The following is a 14571-nucleotide window of genomic DNA, read 5'->3' as shown; positions in this document are numbered from 1 at the left end:
CTAGCGGGAGCCGCGGTGGGTGCTGTACGAGAACGGGCTCAGGAACAGCGGGATGTGCAGGTCCACCGCGTCACCCGGGTAGTGCACGGACAGGATGACCTCGGTGTAGTGGGTCTCGAAGCCCAGGTCCCGGAAGTACTCGCCGGTGGCGAAGACCAGCCGGTACGCGCCCCTCGGCAGCAGAGCGGGCCCGAGCGGGTCGACCCTCCCCGCGTCATCGGTGCGGACGCGCGCCAGGGACGGCCCGTCGCCGTGCTCCGGGGTGTGCAGGGAGATCGCCAGACCGGACGCCGGGCGGCCACTGGTGGAGTCGAGGACCCGGACCGAGATGCTCACGGGACGTCGGTATCCGCGCGGCTCAGCTCCAGATGATGTCGAAGGCGGGGCCGGGATCGACAAGGGCTGAGGCAGCGGCGACCAACGAATTCATCTGGATCTCCCCGTTCGGACGTTTCGGAAACCGGCGGCTTCCCGTGGACCTGTCCAGTTCTACGAGGTGGCGTTCTCAACGCCCTACCAGATGTCTATCAAGGCCCGCCGGGCACGCGCTCAAGGCGTGACGGGAGGGTTCACCCTCCGCGTTCGCCGGGCCGGTCGGCCTCCCCCGGTCCGCTGAACTGTGGAACCGCACGACCGAGCCCCGCCGCTTCCGGTCCTCCGGAAGCGGCGGGGCTCGGTCGTGCATCGGCCGACGAACGTCACGACACGTGGTGCGCCGCCTCCACCGGGGGCGGCGCGGGGACCACGGCGGGGGTCGCCATGCCGTTCTCGTCCAGCGCGATCGGGCCCAGTTCGACGCTGCGGACCAGGACACCGGGAAAGTCCTCGAACCGCTCCAGTGCGTCCGCGATGGCGGCGGTGAGAGTGCCCGCACGGACAATGCAGAGGAACCGGCTGTGACCCGGCCGCTCCGCCAGTCCCAGAGCTCCGTCGTGGAAGCGGTCGAGATGATCCAGGGTCTCCGACTGCTCCTCGGTCAGGGGAGCGTCCAGCACAAGATTGAAATGCCAATCACGAGGCACATCGCTGGTGGTCTCTGACGAACTCATCAATCCTCTTCGCTTCGGCTCCGGTGCTCCTGGGGGTGCACGAGACGCTCACGTGATCGTTGCAGGGACAGCAGATCACGAGACCCCAGGTGTGGCCGCTCCTCTTCCGCGTCACCTTCAGGCCCGCTCGCTCCGCACGTTTCAGCGCCGCCTCGACGTCCTTCTTCTGGTGCCGGTCTCCGAGTGCCATGGCATCACGTCATACGCGCCGGCTGCGTGGCGTGCTGCCGACCGGCCGGCGAACCACCCCATCGAGCTACGGACAGGGTCCAGTACACGGCGATGAACCGGCGCCCGGGCCGCCGCCCCGGACCCGGTCAGCGCTCCTGGGCCGCGACGAGGCTCGCCGGGCGCAGATCCGTCCAGTGCTCCTCGACGTACGCCAGGCACGCCTCGCGGGTGTCCTCACCGAGGACGGTCCGCCACCCGGCGGGCACCTCCGCGAAGGACGGCCAGAGCGAGTGCTGGTTCTCGTCGTTGACCAGGACCAGGAAGCGGCCCTCGGGGTCCTCGAACGGGTTGGCGGTCATAGGTCGTCACTCCTTGGGGACATGGCGGTGGACAGCTCCGGGGCGATGCGGGGGCGGGGAGTCCTCAGCGGACCGAGCCGATGCCGTCGGCGACCGGACGGGGTTCGTCCCGGACGGGCTCCGGACCGCGGTCGAGGATCGAGTCCAGGATCTCGCCGACCCGGATCGCGGTGTTGGAGAGCAGGGACGAGGTGATGCCGTGGGTGTGCTCGGTGCCGCCCTGGACGTAGATCCCGCACCGCAGCCCGGGATCGGTGGCGAGCCGGTAGTCACGCTCCACCCGTACCCGGCCCCGGTCGTCGAGGCGGCAGCGGTCCGCGACCTCGCCCAGCAGGGCGAGGGGGTCGACCGGGCTGTAGCCGGTGGCGTAGACGACGACATCGGCGTCCAGCGTGGTGTCCTCGCCGGTGACCAGGGACCTGACGGTGGCGCGGACCTTGTCACCGACCTCCTCGACACCGGTGAGCCGCGAGATGTTGAGGAATCTCAGCCGCTCGGTGCCGAGCACCTTCTCCTGGTACGCCTGGCGGTACAGGTCGTCGATCAGATCGATGTCGACCACGGAGTAGTTGGTGTTGCCGTGATAGTCCATCAGCTTGCGCTTGACGTCGTCGGGGGCGGTGAAGTACTCGTCGACCGCGGCGGGGTCGAAGATGCGGTTGGCGAACGCGCTGTCGTCGGCGGGGCTGTAGCCGTAGCGCGAGAACACCGCGCAGACCTCGGCCTCGGGGAAGCGGCGGTGCAGATGGGCCACGTTCTCCGCGGCGCTCTGGCCCGCGCCGACGACGACGAAGCGGGCGGGGCGGGTACCGTCCAGACCGTCGAGTCTCGTGAGCAGTTCGGAGGTGTGCCAGACGCGGTCGGTCCGCTCGACACCCTCCGGCATCAGCGGGCGCAGACCCGTGCCGATGACGAGGTTTCGGGCCCGGTGGACCACCGTCTCGGACCCCGCGCGGGCCGTCACATCGAGGTACTCCACCACACCGTCGCGCACGACGGGTTCGACGGCGACGACCTCATGGCCGTAGGAGACCATGTCGTCGACCTTCGCGGCGGCCCACTCCAGATAGTCGTGGAACTCGACGCGGAGCGGGAAGAAGTTCTTGTGGTTGACGAAGTCGACCAGCCGGTCCTTGCTCTGGAGATAGCGTAAGAAGGTGTACTCGCTGGACGGGTTGCGGAGCGTGACCAGGTCCTTGAGGAAGGACACCTGCATCGTGGCGTCGTCGATCAGCATGCCGCGGTGCCAGCCGAAGCTCGGCTGACGCTCGAAGAAGTGAGCGGTGACGGCTTCCTGTCTCCCGACGCGCTCGTTGTGCTCGCGGAGCGCGATCGCCATCGCCACATTGGACGGCCCGAAGCCGATACCTATGAGGTCGTGTATCAGAGGTGTGTCGCCAGGAAGAACCTGTGACATGTCGCTCCCATTCGTACGGGACAGCCGCCTGTCGGACGGGGCTGAAAGGAACACGGGCCGCCGGGCCCGCCATTGACACCGGGCAGCCGAATTTAGGTAACGCTAACCTTACTTGGACCGGCCTGTCGACGGCCCGGGCCGGGTATGCGAAGGATCACGGCATCGAACACGCCCGGAATCAGGGGCCGTTGCACCGTTAGGTAAGCCTTGCTTTACTTGGCGCGGTCATTCGCTCTCCCGAGGAGGAACCCCATGCGGGTCGTCATGTTCGGTTACCAGACCTGGGGCCACCGCACCCTGCGAGCCCTTCTGGACTCCGAGCACGACGTGGTGCTGGTGGTGACGCATCCGGCGAGCGAGCACGCCTACGAGAAGATCTGGAGCGACTCGGTCGCCGATCTGGCCACCGAGCACGGCGTCCCGGTCGTCATCCGCAACAGGCCGGACGACGAGGAGCTGTTGCAGCGGCTCAAGGAGGCCGACCCGGACATCATCGTGGCCAACAACTGGCGGACCTGGATACCGCCGAGGATCTACTCCCTCCCGCGGCACGGCACGCTGAACATCCACGACTCGCTCCTGCCGAAGTACGCGGGCTTCTCCCCGCTGATCTGGGCACTGATCAACGGCGAGCGGGAGGTCGGTGTCACCGCCCACATGATGGACGAGGTGCTGGACGCGGGCGACATCGTCGACCAGCGCGCCGTGACGGTAGGGCCCAGGGACACCGCGACGGACCTGTTCCACAAGACCGTCGATCTCATCGCCCCGGTCACGGTCGGCGCCCTGGCCCTGATCGCCTCCGGGCGGACCGGGTTCACCAAGCAGGACCGCTCCCAGGCCAGCTTCTTCCACAAGCGGGCCGAGGAGGACATCCGTATCGACTGGAGCTGGCCCGCCGATGTCCTGGACCGTCTGGTCCGCGCCCAGTCCGCGCCGTACCCGAGCGCGTTCACCTTCCACAAGGGCAAACGCCTGGAGGTCGTGTCCGCGGTCGTGTCGGAGGGCCGCTACGGGGGCACCCCCGGCCGGGTCTTCTACCGCGAGGGCGAGGGAGTGGTGATCGTCGCGGGCGCCGACGCCCGCACCGGCCGCAACCACGGTCTGGCCCTCACCCGGGTACGGACCGAGGACGGCCGCGAGCTGCCCGCGACCGAGTACTTCACCTCCATGGGCGGCTATCTCACCGGCCGCCCCTGACGGCAGCCGGTCCGGCCCGCCCCGTCGGCGGCGCGGTCACCCACGCGCGGCGGTCCCCGCCGCCTCCCGGTCCCGCTGCGAGGATGCTCCCGTCAAAAGCACCGGACGCCCGGAGACTCCGGGCTCAGGGCCCCGGGCTCACCGAAGGTGGCGCGATGAGTTCTCGGCACGCGGTGGGTCTACAGGTCCGAGCAGCATCGGACCTTGGATGGGAGCGGTATGAACAGTCGTGGATTCGAGAGCGGGACCGGCACCCCGGAGCCCGAGCTCGTGGATCTGGAACCGGCGACGACAGCGGTGGTCCATGGGGTCGTACCGATGGCAGGTGTGCCGGACTTCTTCGACACGTCCTTCGGCGCCCTGGCCCGGACCCTCGCGGAACAGCGGATCACCGTGCTGGGCCCCGCCTTCGGGCTCTACCACGGGACGCCCGGGGAGACCCTGGACCTGGAGGTCGGCTTCCCCACGGACCGGGCGGTGCGGCCCGAGGCGGTGGTCGTGGCGGGCTCGCTGCCCGGTGGCCGGGTCGCACGGCTGACCCATATCGGGGCGTTCGACGGCCTCGGCGCCTCCTGGGAACGGCTGCACGACTGGACGCGGGCGCGGGGACTGACCGTCGCGGAGGACCGGTGGGAGACCTACGTCACCGAGCCCTCCCCGGACATGGACCCGCGTGATCTGCGGACCGAGCTGAACTGGCCGGTCACGGGCTGACCGGTGGCGGGCTGACCGGTGGCGGTGACCGGCTGAGCCGGCCGAGGGCGGGCTGAGCGGCGGGCCGAGCGGCCCATGGGGAGGCGGCAAGCGCGCACTCGCTCGCGCCGGTTCGCCCCCGTACGCGCGGAGCCGGGCGGGGGACGGTCCGTCGGCCGACCCGGCCGTACCGACCCTCCCCCGCCCGCCGCTCACCCGGGTTCGCGGTCGCCCACCCGCTCGCCGCGAGGGGCGTCCGCGGCGTCGTCTACCTCGGAGCGCCCACCCGGCGCAGCGCGGTCATCGCGATCACGGCGGTGCCCGCGGTGAAGACGGCGCAGACGACGGCGATCACGTTGAGCCCACCGGTGTAGGCGTCCCGGGCGGCGGTCAGGACCTCCGCGCCGAGTGCGTCGGGCAGCGTCGGAGCCACCGTCAGGGCGCCTTCGAGGCCGGTGCGTATGGAGTCGGCCGCCTCGGCGGGGACGCCGTCCGGGACGGTGATCCGGTCGCGGTAGACCAGGGAACCGAGGCTGCCGAGCGAAGCGATGCCCAGCGCCACCCCGAGATGGCTGCTGGTCTCCTGGAGGGAGGCGGCCGAGCCGCCCTTCTCCGGCGGGGCGGAGCTGACCACCAGATTGGTGCCGAGCGCGCCGATGGGGCCGGTGCCGAAGAAGCAGACCACGAATCCGGTCATCAGCAGCGGCAGCCCGCCGACCGGATCGACGAACACCATGACCGCGTAGCCGCCCATCGCGAGGAGCAGCCCGCCCGCGATGACACCGGGCACCGAGAACCGCCGGGCGAGTCCGGGCGCCAGCATCGCGGAGACGATGGACGCGATCGCCGACGGCACCATCCACAGACCGGCTTCCACCGGGCCGAGCCCTTCGACCATCTGGAGGAAGCCGGTGATGAACAGATAGCTGCCGGACACCCCGACCATCAGCAGGGTCGTGAGCGCCAGGGACGCGGTGAAGGCGGGGTTGCGGAACAGCCGGACGTCCAGCACGGGGTCGTCGAGCCTGCGCTGGCGGGACACGAACACGGCTCCGACGGCGAGACCGGCGACGATCAGCGCGACCGGCAGGGTCCCCGGTCCCTCCTTGGCCATCTCCTTGAGGCCGTAGACGACCGGCAGGATCGCGGCCAGCGACAGCACCACGCTGACCAGGTCCAGCTTGCCGGTGCGGGGGGCCCGGTACTCGGGGAGCAGGAACGGGGCGGCGACCAGCATGACGAGCATGACCGGCACACCGAGGACGAACACCGAGCCCCACCAGTAGTGCTCCAGCAGCAGTCCGCCGACCACCGGGCCGAGCGCGGTGCCCGCCATGAAGCAGCTGGCCCACATCGCGATGGCCCGGCCCCGCTCCTGCGGGTCCTGGAACATATTGCTGATCAGCGCCAGGGTCGAGGGCATCAGCGACGCAGCGGCGACACCGAGCAGGGCGCGGCTGAGGATGAGCATCTCGGGGCTGTCGGAGTAGGCCGCGAGCAAGGATGTGGCGATGACCGCGACCCCGCCCAGCATCAGCAGCTTGCGGCGGCCCACCCGGTCACCGAGCGTGCCCATGGTGACCAGGAAGCCGGCCATCAGGAACCCGTAGATGTCCATGATCCACAGGGTCTGCACACCGCTGGGCCGCAAGGACTCGGCGAGGTGCGGCAGCGCGAGGAACAGCACGCTCTGGTCGAGGGAGACGAGCAGCGTGGGCAGGGCCAGTACGGCGAGCCCGGTCCATTCCCGGGCCCCGGCCTTCGGTGGTGCGGCGGTAGGGGCGATGGATGACATGGGAATCCTTCCGTGATGCGCGGACGCGCGGGTGCGCGGGTGGTGCCGGGAGGGGTGAGCGGGTGACGCCGGTACGGGCGGACGGTGTTGTCCGGGACGGATCACGGACGGTGCCGGGCCACTCGGGGTCTCGCCGGGGCGGGAGGAGCGCGGCCGTCACCGCTCTCCTCGTCCACTCCTCATTCCTCGGCCACCACCATGGACGTGACCGCTCCCGGACTTCTCCCGGTCCTCTCTCGGCCCTCTCCCGGCCCCCTCCCGGCCCTCGCCCGGACCGCTCTCGGACGTCACACCCAGCCCTCGCCCGGCGCTCGCCCGGTGCGCCCCCGGACACCCCCGGCCCTTGCCGGGACTCGCCCGAACCGCTCCTGAACACCGCCCGGACCGCACCCGGGCTCTCCCCCGCCGGGCCGCGGCCCCGGCCGCGCTGTTGCCCATCCCGGCACCGGGTTAGCGTGATCACATGTACTTCGAAGTGCTCGGCCCGCTGGGCGTACGGACCGCGGACGGACAGCCCGTCAGGGTGCCGGAGCTCAAGGTCCGGGCCCTGCTGGCGAATCTGCTGGTGCGGCGGGACCGGCCGGTCTCCGCCGACCGGCTGATCGAGGATCTGTGGGGTGCCGGGCGGCCGGGCAATCCGGCGGCCGCGCTCCAGAACAAGGTCTGGCAGCTGCGCCGCACCCTGGAGGACGCCGAACCCGGCGGCCGGGACCTGGTGGTCTCCCGCCCGCCGGGCTATCAACTGCGCACCGCGCCCGACACGGTGGACGCGGACCGCTTCGACCGGCTGACCGCCCAGGCACGCGCGGCGGGCGACCCACGGGTGCGTGCCGGACTGCTGGCCGACGCGCTGGCGCTGTGGCGGGGTCCGGCCTTCGCCGACCTCGCCGACGAGGAGTTCACCCGGGCCGCCCGGCAGCGGCTGGACGAGCAGCGGCTCACCGCGCTGGAGGAGCAGGCCGAGACCCGGCTCGAACTGGGCGAACACGGCTTGGTCGCGGACGGGCTGGGCGATCTCGTCGCCGAGCATCCGCTGCGGGAGCGGCTGCGCACCGTCCAGCTCCGGGCGCTGTATCTGGCCGGACGGCAGAGCGCGGCGCTCAGCGGCTACGCCGAGCTGCGCGCGCGGCTCGCCGACGGACTCGGGGTGGAGCCGGGCCCCGAACTGGCGGCGCTCCACCAGGCGATCCTCACCCAGGACCCTTCACTGACCGCGGCCGTCTCCCCTACGGCCGTCTCCCCCGCCACGCTCTCCCCTGCCGCCGTATCGGCCGGTCCGCCGACGAACGTGCCGGCCGAGCTCACCGGACTCGTCGGCCGGGCCGACGCGCTGCGCGAACTGCGCTCGCTGCTGGCCGTCAACCGGCTGGTGACACTGACCGGCGCGGGCGGGGTCGGCAAGACCCGGCTCGCGCTCGCGACGGCCGCCCAGCTCGCGGACGGGTTCCCCGGCGGGGTCCGGCTCGCGGAGTTCGCCGCGCTCGAACCGTCCCGGTCCGGCGGTGAGCGGGTCATCGCGTCGGCGACCGGGGTGTACGACGTGGTCGCGGCGGCCCTGGGCATGCGTGACGACGCCCCGACGGGTCACGGCCGTACCGCCGCGCCGTTCTCGACCGTCGACCGGCTCGTCCGCGCGCTGGGCCGGGCACCGGCGTTGCTGGTGTTCGACAACTGCGAGCATGTGGTCCACGAGGTCGCCGAGCTGGCGGAACAACTGCTCGTCGCGGCGCCCGGACTGCGCATCCTGGCGACCACGCAGCGCCCTTTGGGTGTGGCCGGTGAGCATCTTCTGGAGGTGCCTCCGCTCCAGCTGCCCGGACCGGCGGCGGACCTCGACCCCGACGCCGTACGACGGTTCGGCGCGGTGGAGTTGTTCGTGGCGCGGGCCGGTGCCTCGGCGCCCCGTTTCGTCCTGGACGCGACCACGGTGGACGCGGTCGTCGCCGTCTGCCGTCGGCTGGACGGGATTCCGCTGGCCCTGGAGATGGCCGCGACCCGGGTCCGCGCGCTGGGGGTGCGGGAGCTCGCCGCCCGGCTGGACGACCGCTTCCGGCTGCTGGCCGCGGGTGCCCGTGGCGCTCCGGCCCGTCAGCGGACGTTGCGCGCGGTGATCGACTGGAGCTGGGAGCTGCTCGACGGGCCGGAGCGCGTGGTGCTGCGCAGGCTCGCCGCGCACGCGGACGGCTGCGCGCTGACCGCGGCCGAGGAACTCTGCGCCGGTGACGGGATCGCCCCCTCGGACGTCCTCGATCTCCTGGCCCGGCTGGTGGACTGTTCGCTGGTGGTGATGACCGACACCGCCGACGGGCCGCGCTACCGGCTCCTGGAGTCGGTGGCCGCGTACGGCTCCGAACGCCTCGGGGAGAGCGGTGAGGCCGAGGAGACGCGGGCCCGTCACCGCGCGTACTACACGGAGCTCGCCGAACACGCCGCGCCCCTGCTGCGGGGGCACGACCAGCGGCGGTGGCTGCGCAGGCTCGACGCGGAGCAGGCCAATCTGCGGGGCGCGCTGGAGAGCGCCGTGCACGCGGGGGACGCCGTCCGGGCGCTGCGGCTGGTGAACGCGCTGGCGTGGTACTGGCATCTGCGGGGCCGTAACCACGAGGCACGGCGGTCGCTCACGCTCGCGCTGTCCGTGGACCCGGCGGCGCCCGCCGCCCTGGTGGCGGCGGCGGGCGCCCTGCTGGGCGGTGTCCGCCTCCAGCTCGGCGGCGGCGACCCCGCCGGCGAGTACCGCGCCGCGCTGGAACCGTACGACGCGCTCGACGACCCGGGCGGGCGCGCCAGGATGGAATGGTTCCTCGCCTCCAAGCTCTACGGCGTCGCCGATCCGGTGGCCGCCGAGGAGCTGGTGGACCGGGCGCTGGAGACGTTCCGTTCGCTGGACGACCGCTGGGGTACGGCGGCGGCGCTCGGCAGCCGTACCTTCCACGCGAAGACACGCGGGGACTTCGCGGCACTGCGCCGTGACGGCGAGCGGAGCCTTGAGCTCTTCCGTGAGCTGGGCGACCAGTGGGGTCAGCTCCAGGCCATGGTGCCGCTGGCGAAGCTGGCCGAGGCGGTCGGTGACTACGGGCACGCCGAACGGCTCTACCAGGACGGGCTGCGGATGGCCGAGGAGCTGAAGCTGTGGCCCGAGTTCGTCTTCCAGCTCTCCGGGGTCGGGCGGCTCGCCCTGCTGACCGGGCGGCTGGCCCGGGCCCGGGAATGCCATGAGCGTGCCCGGCGGCTGGCCGTCGAGCAGTCGGACGTGTTCGGGGAGCAGTACGCGGAGATCGGTCTCGGTCTCGGGGCACGGCGGTCCGGCGAACTCGACACCGCGCAGGCGCATATGGAGCGGGTGATCGAACTGCACCGGCAGATGGGGTACGAGCCGGGCGCGCCCCCGCTGATCCTCGCCGAACTGGGCTTCACCGCCGAGCTGCGGGGCGACGCGCCGACCGCTCTGCGCCTTCAGCGGGAGGGGCTGGCGGCCGCCCGGGCCACCGGCGATCCGCGGGCGGTCGCCCTCGCGCTGGAGGGTCTGGCCGGTGCCCTGTCGCTGGCGGGCCGCTGGTCCCGGGCGGCCCGGCTGCTGGGCGCGGCCGACGCCGCCCGGCGCGCGGTCGGGATTCCGCTGCCGGAGGGCGAGCGGGGCGATGTGGACCGTATCGGCGCGCGCCTCGCGACGGTGCTGGACGAGCGCGTCCACGCGGCGGAGTTCACCGCGGGCACCCGGCTGGACCCGGACTCGGCCGTACGGGAGGCGGAGGCGGAGGCGAACTTGCAGGCGCGGGCGCGGGCGCAGGCGCCGGACGCGTGCCCGTGACCCGGGCCGTGGCCGGGCGCGGTGGGTCAGTTGCCGCGGCCCAGTGGGATGACCAGGGGGGTCAGGGACACGGGGTCCTCGATGATGCGGCAGGGCAGTCCGAAGACGTCCTCGACCAGTTCGGCGGTGACGATGTCGGCGGGCGCGCCGGTGGCGATCACCTCGCCGTCGCGCATGGCGATGATGTGGTCCGCGTACCGGCAGGCGTGGTTGAGGTCGTGGAGCACGGCGACGAGGGTGTGGCCGTCGCGCCGGTTGAGGTCCCGGCACAGTTCGAGCAGTTCGATCTGATGCGCGATGTCGAGGAACGTCGTGGGCTCGTCGAGGAGCAGCAGGGGTGTCTGCTGGGCGAGGACCATGGCCACCCATACGCGCTGGCGCTGGCCGCCGGAGAGTTCGTCGACCAGCCGGGCGGACAGATCGGTGACCCCGGTCGAGTCCATGGCGTCGAGTACGGCCTGCTCGTCCGCGTCGGACCACTGGCGGAGGAGCTTCTGGTGGGGGTGACGACCGCGGGCGACGAGGTCGGCCACGGTGATGCCGTCCGGTGCCAGTGAGGTCTGCGGGAGCAGGCCCATCCGCCGCGCCACCTCCTTGGCGGGGTAGGAGGAGATCGCCCGTCCGTCCAGGTGCACCAGGCCCGCCGTGGGTTTGAGCAGCCGGGACAGGGCGCGCAGCAGGGTCGACTTGCCGCAGGCGTTGGGGCCGATGATGACGGTGAAGGAGCCGTCGGGTATCCGGACGGTGAGGTTCTCGGAGATGGTCCGGGCGTCGTAGGCGAGGGTGAGTCCCTCGGCCCGCAGCCGTTGACCGGCGGGTGCGGTCGGGTCTGCTGCGGCCGGGTTCTTGTGGAGGGTGGTCATCGGTGCGGGTCCGTATCTGCGGGAGGCGGGTCCTGGCGGGGCGGGCGGGGGTTCACTGGCGGCGGGCCTCGCCGAGCAGCAGCCAGATCAGATAGGCGCCGCCGATGCTCACCGTCACGACCCCGACGGGCAGCTGGGTCGGTGCGAACGCCCGCTGGGCGACCCAGTCGGCGGCGACGAGCAGCGCGGCCCCCATCGCGGCGGAGGGCAGTACGGAGACGCCCGGGGAGCGCACCAGGCGCCGGGCGAGCTGGGGTGCGGCCAGTGCGATGAAGGAGATGGGGCCCGCGGCGGCGGTGACCAGGGCGGTCAGGGCGACGCCGGTGACGACCAGGGCGAGCCGGTTGGGTTCCGTGCGCAGTCCGAGGCTGCGGGCCGTGTCGTCGCCCAGCTCCAGCATGCGCATCCGGCCCGCCAGGAGGAGGACGACGGGCAGCAGGACGGCCAGGACCAGTGCGACCGGGCCGAGTTGTTCCCAGCTCCGTCCGTTGAGGGAACCGGCGCCCCAGACGGCCGCGGCCATCGCGGTCTCCAGGTCGGCCTTGATCGTCATCCAGGTGTTGAGGGACGCCAGCAGCGCGCTGATGCCGATACCGACGATGATCAGCCGGAATCCCTGGACGCCCTGCCGGTAGGCGAGTGCGTACACGAGGGCGGCGGTGGCGATGCCGCCCGCCAGCGCGCCCGCCGCGACCTGGTAGTAGCCGCCGTTCGCCAGCATGATGACGGCCAGCGCGCCGGTGTAGGCGCCCGTGTTGAAGCCGATGACGTCGGGGCTGCCGAGCGGATTGCGGGTGAGCGACTGGAAGATGGCGCCGCTGACGGCGAGCGCGGCCCCGCACAGGACGGCGAGCAGGACCCGGGGCAGCCGCCATTCGACGACGACCATATGGACCTTGGGCGTGGCGTCGCCGAGCAGTGCGCGGATCACGTCGCCCGGCGGCACGGTGTACTGGCCGCTGCCGAGCGTCAGGATGCCGAGGGCGGCGGTGGCGGCCAGCAGGAGCAGACAGATGGCGGTGGCGCGGGTGTCGAGGCGCAGCGAGAGCCGTCCGCCCCGGGTGTCCGGTACGCGCAGCACCCGGATGGGGCGTCCGAAGTCGACGGCGGGACGGCCGGACCGGGAGCGGGCGGGGTGGGGCGCGGCTCGTGGCGGATGCGGGCGGGGGTCCGGCCGTGGTCCGGTCGTACGGGGTTTCCTGGTCCTGGTGATCACAGTCCGCTCGCCTTCTGCCGTCGCACCAGCACGATGAGCACCGGGACGCCGACAAAGGCGGTGACGATGCCGACCTGGAGTTCGCCGGGCCGCAGCACCAGCCGTCCGACGATGTCGGAGACGAGCAGCAGGACCGGTGCCAGGACGAGGGTGAAGGGGAGTATCCACCGCTGATCGGGGCCGACGATCCAGCGTGCGACATGGGGGATCATCAGGCCGATGAACGCGATGGGTCCGGCGACGGCCGTCGCTCCGCCGCAGAGCAGGGTCAGCGCGACGAGAGCCAGGGTCCGGGTCAGGGTGATGTTCACACCGAGGGCGCGGGCCGTGTCGCTGCCGAGGGCGACGGCGTTGAGCGGCCGGGCCAGGGTCAGGGCGAGCAGCAGTCCGGCGATGAGGAACGGCGCGATCCGGGCCACGGTCCCCATGTCCTGTCCGGCGATGGAGCCCGCCGCCCAGAACCGCATCCGGTCGAAGGTCGCGGGGTCCAGCAGGGTGATGCCGGAGGTGATGCCGCTGAGGACGGCGCCGGTCGCGACCCCGGCCAGGGTGAGCCGTACGGGGGTGGCGCCGCCGCGTCCGCGGGAGCCGATGGCGTAGACGGCGACGGTGGCGAGGACGGCGCCGAGGAACGCGAACCAGATGTACTGGCGCAGATCGGTGAGTCCGAACAGGGCGATGGCGAGGACGGCCGCGAAGGACGCGCCCGCGTTGACGCCGAGGATGCCGGGGTCGGCGAGCGGGTTGCGGGTGAGCGCCTGGATCACCGCGCCCGCGAGGCCGAGCGCCATACCGACCAGCAGGCCGAGCAGGGTGCGGGGCAGCCGCAGATCGCGGATGATCATATGGTCGTTGGAGCCGGTGTAGTGGAACAGTCCGTCCCACACGGCGGCGGGCGGCAGGTGTTTGGAACCGACGCCGAGGCTGAGCAGGGTCACGGCGAGCAGGGCGCCCACCGCGATCAGCAGCCACAGGGAGCGGCGGGCGTTGGTGGACGCGGCGCCGGGCGGTGGGATGTCACGGGCCGCGCGGGCGCGGCCCTCGGTGGTCACTGCGGTCACGGTGGTCACAGCCCGGCTCGCTCCATGGTCTCCTCCACCGTGTCGAGGATGTCCTCGCTCCGTTCGATGCTCGCCTCGTCGCCGTCGGCGCCCTTGAGGGCGTGCTCCCGCATGGCGTCGTAGGCGTCGTCGAGTCTGCGCCGGACCTCGGGGTCGAGCGCGTTCCAGCGTTCCTCCCAGCGCTCGGACTCGTGCTGCCAGTAGCTGATGACCTTGTAGGCGCGGGCGGGCAGGCCGAGTTCGTGGCGCAGATAGCGGCGGATGCCCCGGACGGCGGCGCTCTCCCCGGCGACCCATACGTAGCCGGGGGCGGCGCCGGGTCTGGCGACCGCGCGGACGGCTTCCTCCAGTCGGCTGGGGCCGACGCCGTTGCCGGAGCCGGGCAGCCAGATGAACTCGGCGTCGGCGTCGGTGGCGATCGTCTGTTCGTGGGTGGCGTCGGCGATCTCGACGATCACGGTGGCGCGCAGGGTGGCGGGGAGCTGTTCCACGAGGCGTCCGACGGCGGGCAGTCCGGTCGCGTCGGCGGCCAGCAGGAGGTGCGTCGCGTCGGCGGGCGGGTCGTACAGTCCGCGTGGGCTGCCGATACCCAGTTCGTCGCCGGGCCGGGCGGCCTTGGCCCAGGAGCTGGCGACGCCGCCGTCGTGCACGACGAAGTCGAAGGTGACCTGGCCGCGTGCGGGGTCGTACCGCCGGACGGTGTACCGCTCGCACGGTGAGCGGGTGACGCCTTCGGGGTAGGTCCAGTCGAGCTCGGGCCGGGGCAGGACGAGTTCCCCGGTGCCGGGGACGGGGAAGTGCAGGCGCAGGTACTCGTCGCCGACACCGGAGGTCTCGAAGCTGCTGAGGCCGTCGCCACCGAGGACGATCCGGATCATGCCGGGGGTGACATGGGTGGTCGTGAGCACCGTTCCGCGGTGCAGCCGGTCCTTCATCGTC

The 14571-nt window shown here is 72.2% G+C and carries 13 protein-coding genes; 3 read left to right on the top strand and 10 right to left on the bottom strand.

Translation table 11 applies throughout. From position 1 onward, the window contains the following. The 5 genes from OG711_RS36050 to OG711_RS36030 all read right to left on the bottom strand — a co-directional run bounded on the left by OG711_RS36050 (window position 1) and on the right by OG711_RS36030 (window position 2996). Window positions 1–336: a hydroxyisourate hydrolase gene (locus OG711_RS36050; RefSeq protein WP_073788623.1), complete on the bottom strand. Its 336-nt coding sequence runs from the start codon at window positions 334–336 to the stop codon at window positions 1–3. Between the two features lie 362 nt (window positions 337–698). Beyond that, entirely contained in the window at window positions 699–1049 is a 351-nt protein-coding gene (locus tag OG711_RS36045; RefSeq protein WP_329562954.1) for a hypothetical protein, read from the bottom strand. Further along, window positions 1012–1239 (bottom strand): hypothetical protein, encoded by a 228-nt coding sequence (locus OG711_RS36040; protein WP_329562952.1) that lies wholly within the window; start codon window positions 1237–1239, stop codon window positions 1012–1014. Before OG711_RS36040 ends, OG711_RS36045 begins: the two co-directional genes overlap by 38 nt. Before the next feature lie 127 nt (window positions 1240–1366). Continuing rightward, complete coding sequence (locus tag OG711_RS36035) at window positions 1367–1579, bottom strand: MbtH family protein (protein WP_073788627.1); 213 nt, start codon at window positions 1577–1579, stop codon at window positions 1367–1369. Between the two features lie 64 nt (window positions 1580–1643). Beyond that, on the bottom strand, window positions 1644–2996 hold the full coding sequence (locus OG711_RS36030; RefSeq protein WP_329562948.1) for a lysine N(6)-hydroxylase/L-ornithine N(5)-oxygenase family protein: 1353 nt from the start codon (window positions 2994–2996) through the stop codon (window positions 1644–1646). A 252-nt stretch (window positions 2997–3248) separates the two neighbouring features. On the opposite strand from OG711_RS36030, the gene OG711_RS36025 reads away from it, so the two are divergent. Both OG711_RS36025 and OG711_RS36020 read left to right on the top strand, forming a co-directional pair. After that, a complete protein-coding gene (locus OG711_RS36025) occupies window positions 3249–4196 on the top strand; it encodes a methionyl-tRNA formyltransferase (protein WP_073788632.1) in 948 nt (315 codons plus the stop codon). 219 nt (window positions 4197–4415) lie between these two features. Beyond that, entirely contained in the window at window positions 4416–4910 is a 495-nt protein-coding gene (locus OG711_RS36020; RefSeq protein WP_329562946.1) for a GyrI-like domain-containing protein, read from the top strand. Window positions 4911–5157: 247 nt separating this feature from the next. Here OG711_RS36020 and OG711_RS36015 read toward each other — a convergent pair whose 3' ends face one another. Beyond that, window positions 5158–6684: an MFS transporter gene (locus tag OG711_RS36015; protein ID WP_329562944.1), complete on the bottom strand. Its 1527-nt coding sequence runs from the start codon at window positions 6682–6684 to the stop codon at window positions 5158–5160. A gap of 463 nt (window positions 6685–7147) precedes the next feature. On the opposite strand from OG711_RS36015, the gene OG711_RS36010 reads away from it, so the two are divergent. Further along, window positions 7148–10492, top strand: coding sequence for an AfsR/SARP family transcriptional regulator (locus tag OG711_RS36010; RefSeq protein WP_329562942.1), 3345 nt, complete (start codon window positions 7148–7150; stop codon window positions 10490–10492). A 26-nt stretch (window positions 10493–10518) separates the two neighbouring features. Here OG711_RS36010 and OG711_RS36005 read toward each other — a convergent pair whose 3' ends face one another. Genes OG711_RS36005 through OG711_RS35990 form a run of 4 tightly spaced genes read right to left on the bottom strand, consistent with a single transcriptional unit; the run spans window position 10519 to window position 14567 of the window. Next, window positions 10519–11355: an ABC transporter ATP-binding protein gene (locus OG711_RS36005; protein ID WP_329562941.1), complete on the bottom strand. Its 837-nt coding sequence runs from the start codon at window positions 11353–11355 to the stop codon at window positions 10519–10521. A gap of 52 nt (window positions 11356–11407) precedes the next feature. Next, entirely contained in the window at window positions 11408–12571 is a 1164-nt protein-coding gene (locus OG711_RS36000; RefSeq protein WP_329562939.1) for a FecCD family ABC transporter permease, read from the bottom strand. After that, on the bottom strand, window positions 12568–13641 hold the full coding sequence (locus tag OG711_RS35995) for an iron chelate uptake ABC transporter family permease subunit (RefSeq protein ID WP_329562937.1): 1074 nt from the start codon (window positions 13639–13641) through the stop codon (window positions 12568–12570). Before OG711_RS35995 ends, OG711_RS36000 begins: the two co-directional genes overlap by 4 nt. Beyond that, window positions 13638–14567, bottom strand: coding sequence for a siderophore-interacting protein (locus OG711_RS35990; RefSeq protein ID WP_329562935.1), 930 nt, complete (start codon window positions 14565–14567; stop codon window positions 13638–13640). The genes OG711_RS35995 and OG711_RS35990 overlap by 4 nt, the downstream gene beginning before the upstream one ends. Between the last annotated feature and the right edge of the window lie 4 nt (window positions 14568–14571).

The sequence above is a fragment of the Streptomyces uncialis genome (genome assembly GCF_036250755.1).
Classification (GTDB): domain Bacteria; phylum Actinomycetota; class Actinomycetes; order Streptomycetales; family Streptomycetaceae; genus Streptomyces; species Streptomyces uncialis.
Note: the sequence above shows the minus strand (reverse complement) of the source record. Positions and strands in the feature narration are given on the sequence as shown.

Excerpts from the sequence above, each read along its gene's own strand:
- OG711_RS36035 (WP_073788627.1), bottom strand. The coding sequence starts at position 1,579 with ATGACCGCCAACCCGTTCGAGGACCCCGAGGGCCGCTTCCTGGTCCTG.
- OG711_RS35990 (WP_329562935.1), bottom strand. The coding sequence starts at position 14,567 with ATGAAGGACCGGCTGCACCGCGGAACGGTGCTCACGACCACCCATGTC.
- OG711_RS36025 (WP_073788632.1), top strand. The coding sequence starts at position 3,249 with ATGCGGGTCGTCATGTTCGGTTACCAGACCTGGGGCCACCGCACCCTG.
- OG711_RS36040 (WP_329562952.1), bottom strand. The coding sequence starts at position 1,239 with ATGGCACTCGGAGACCGGCACCAGAAGAAGGACGTCGAGGCGGCGCTG.
- OG711_RS36010 (WP_329562942.1), top strand. The coding sequence starts at position 7,148 with ATGTACTTCGAAGTGCTCGGCCCGCTGGGCGTACGGACCGCGGACGGA.
- OG711_RS36045 (WP_329562954.1), bottom strand. The coding sequence starts at position 1,049 with ATGAGTTCGTCAGAGACCACCAGCGATGTGCCTCGTGATTGGCATTTC.
- OG711_RS36030 (WP_329562948.1), bottom strand. The coding sequence starts at position 2,996 with ATGTCACAGGTTCTTCCTGGCGACACACCTCTGATACACGACCTCATA.
- OG711_RS36005 (WP_329562941.1), bottom strand. The coding sequence starts at position 11,355 with ATGACCACCCTCCACAAGAACCCGGCCGCAGCAGACCCGACCGCACCC.
- OG711_RS36015 (WP_329562944.1), bottom strand. The coding sequence starts at position 6,684 with ATGTCATCCATCGCCCCTACCGCCGCACCACCGAAGGCCGGGGCCCGG.
- OG711_RS36020 (WP_329562946.1), top strand. The coding sequence starts at position 4,416 with ATGAACAGTCGTGGATTCGAGAGCGGGACCGGCACCCCGGAGCCCGAG.